Annotated in this window: 1 protein-coding gene; it reads left to right on the top strand. The window is 52.7% G+C overall.

Going from position 1 to position 2,385, the window contains the following annotated elements; genetic code table 11:
- The coding region (locus OCK74_RS27740) for an amino acid adenylation domain-containing protein (RefSeq protein WP_279300375.1) at nucleotides 1-2,385 on the top strand (2,385 nt) is incomplete at both ends.

Below are 2,385 nucleotides of genomic sequence, written 5' to 3'. Positions count from 1 at the left end.
GGCTTCAATCAAACAGAGGCTGCCTATCCCAATGACAAAAGTATTGTGGCTTTGTTTGAACAGCAGGTAGAAAAGACTTCTCACAGCATTGCGGTGGTCTTTGAAGAGCGGCAACTCACTTATCAGGAGCTCAATGAAAGGAGTAATCAATTAGCCCACTACCTCAGAGGCAAAGGAGTGAAGGAAGAAACCCTGGTGCCCCTCTGCCTGGACAGATCCTTAGAAATGATGGTGGGTATTTTGGGTATCCTGAAAGCAGGGGCAGCTTATGTGCCCATTGATCCTGAGTATCCCCAAGAAAGGATTACTTACATGTTGCAGGACACTGCAGCTGCCATAGTGGTGAGCAGTCAAGAGTACCTTGATTTGCTTTCCTCTGCCCAGGGTAGTTGGGAAGTCGTAGACCTCAAAGCCCTGAACCATGCGCTGGCCCACCAACCCACCAGCAACCCACAAACCAATCTACAGGCCTCTCATCTGGCTTATGTGATCTATACCTCCGGTTCCACCGGTACGCCCAAGGGCGTGATGGTGGAACACTCTGGGGTGGTGAACCTATTGTATAGCATTGCGGAGCATGTGCAGTTCACCGCCCACGCCAGCATGCTGGCGGTGACCACCTACAGCTTTGACATCTGCTATTTGGAGTTCTTCCTGCCCTTGCTCTCAGGAGCCCGGCTAATATTGCTTTCCAGGGAAGTGGCCCAGGATGGCTTCCGCCTGGCTGAAAGCCTCCACCGTCATACCCCCACCCACATGCAGGCCACCCCCTCCACCTGGATGATGCTGTTGGAGAGTGGCTGGCAGAACCGGGAGGGGATAACGATTTTAGTGGGTGGAGAGGCGGTTGGGGACAGCCTCAAAGACCAGCTCACCCGCTGGGGCCATGTCTACAATGTCTATGGCCCTACCGAGACCACCATCTGGTCTACCCTCAGGGAGTTGAAAAAGGAGGAGAGGGTCACCATCGGAGCGCCTCTTGCCAACACACAGGTCTACATCCTGGATGAGGAGCAGGGCCTGCAGCCCATTGGGGTGGCAGGGGAGATCTGCATTGGAGGAGCAGGATTAGCAAGAGGGTATTTAAACCGGCAGGAGTTAACCCGGGAGAAGTTCATTGCAAGTCCATTCAAGGAAGGAGAGCGCTTATACCGCACCGGGGATATGGGCAGATGGCTACAGGACGGCACTATAGAATGTCTGGGTCGTAGGGATGAGCAGGTCAAGATCAGAGGGGTTCGAATAGAGCTGGGCGAGATTGAAGCGGTGGTGCAGCAGAGTGGACAGGTGAGTCAAAGTGTGGTGGTTGCCAAAGAGAACAGCAGTGGCGGGAAACGACTGGTGGGTTATGTGGTGGCAGAGGAAGCCTTCAATAAAGATCATCTCATTGACTACCTGAAAGCAAGACTGCCGGAGTACATGGTGCCCCTGCAGTGGCTGCAGTTGGAGCAACTGCCCCTAACCCCCAATGGTAAGATCAACAGGAGGGCCCTGCCGGAGGTGGAAGTGAGTGCCAACAACAGGTATGTAGCCCCTACAAATGAAGTGCAGCAGCAGCTGGTGCAGCTCTGGGGTGCTGTATTGGGCATAGAGCCTCAGAACATCAGCGTTGAGGATAATTTCTTTGAGTTGGGCGGACACTCCCTTTTGGCCATGCGCATGATCGCTGCGGTGCGTAAGGAGCTGCAGGTGGAACTGGCCATCAAGGAGTTGTTCTTTAAACCCACAGTAGCCCAACTGGCCCAGCACCTGCAGGCAGAGAACAGGGAGGTGTTGCTACCCGCTATTGAAGCTGTAGTGCAAAGACCAGAGCGGCTGCCTTTGTCCTTTGCCCAGGAGCGTTTGTGGTTCATTGACCAGCTGGAGGGCAGTGTACAATACCACATACCAGCCGTACTCAGACTGAAAGGAACCTTAAATAAAGAAGCTTTACAACATGCTTTCCAAACCATCATAGAGCGTCATGAGGTGTTAAGGACCGTCTTTCTACAGCAGGAAGGCCAGAGCTTTCAATACATACAAACAGCTGATGGCTGGAGGTTAGCCTACAGAGAAGACAGAAGTCTAAGTGATCAGGAGTCATTAGAGATTTACCTCCATCAGCAAATCAATGCACCTTTTGATCTTTCCAGGGACTACATGCTCCGGGCAGAGCTCATTAACCTGGAAGCTGAAGAGCATATATTGATCGTAGTCTTACACCATATAGCCTCCGATGGCTGGTCTACTTCTATATTAGTCAGGGAACTGGTGGCGCTCTATGGTGCTTACAGCCAGGGGCATGCGCCACAACTGGCTCCTCTTCCCATCCAGTATGCAGACTATGCCCTCTGGCAAAGGAACTACCTGCAGGGAGAAGTATTGGCACACAAGCTCACTTACTGG

Source organism: Paraflavisolibacter caeni (assembly GCF_025628885.1).
Classification (GTDB): Bacteria; Bacteroidota; Bacteroidia; order Chitinophagales; family Chitinophagaceae; genus Flavisolibacter; species Flavisolibacter caeni.
Note: the sequence above shows the minus strand (reverse complement) of the source record. Positions and strands in the feature narration are given on the sequence as shown.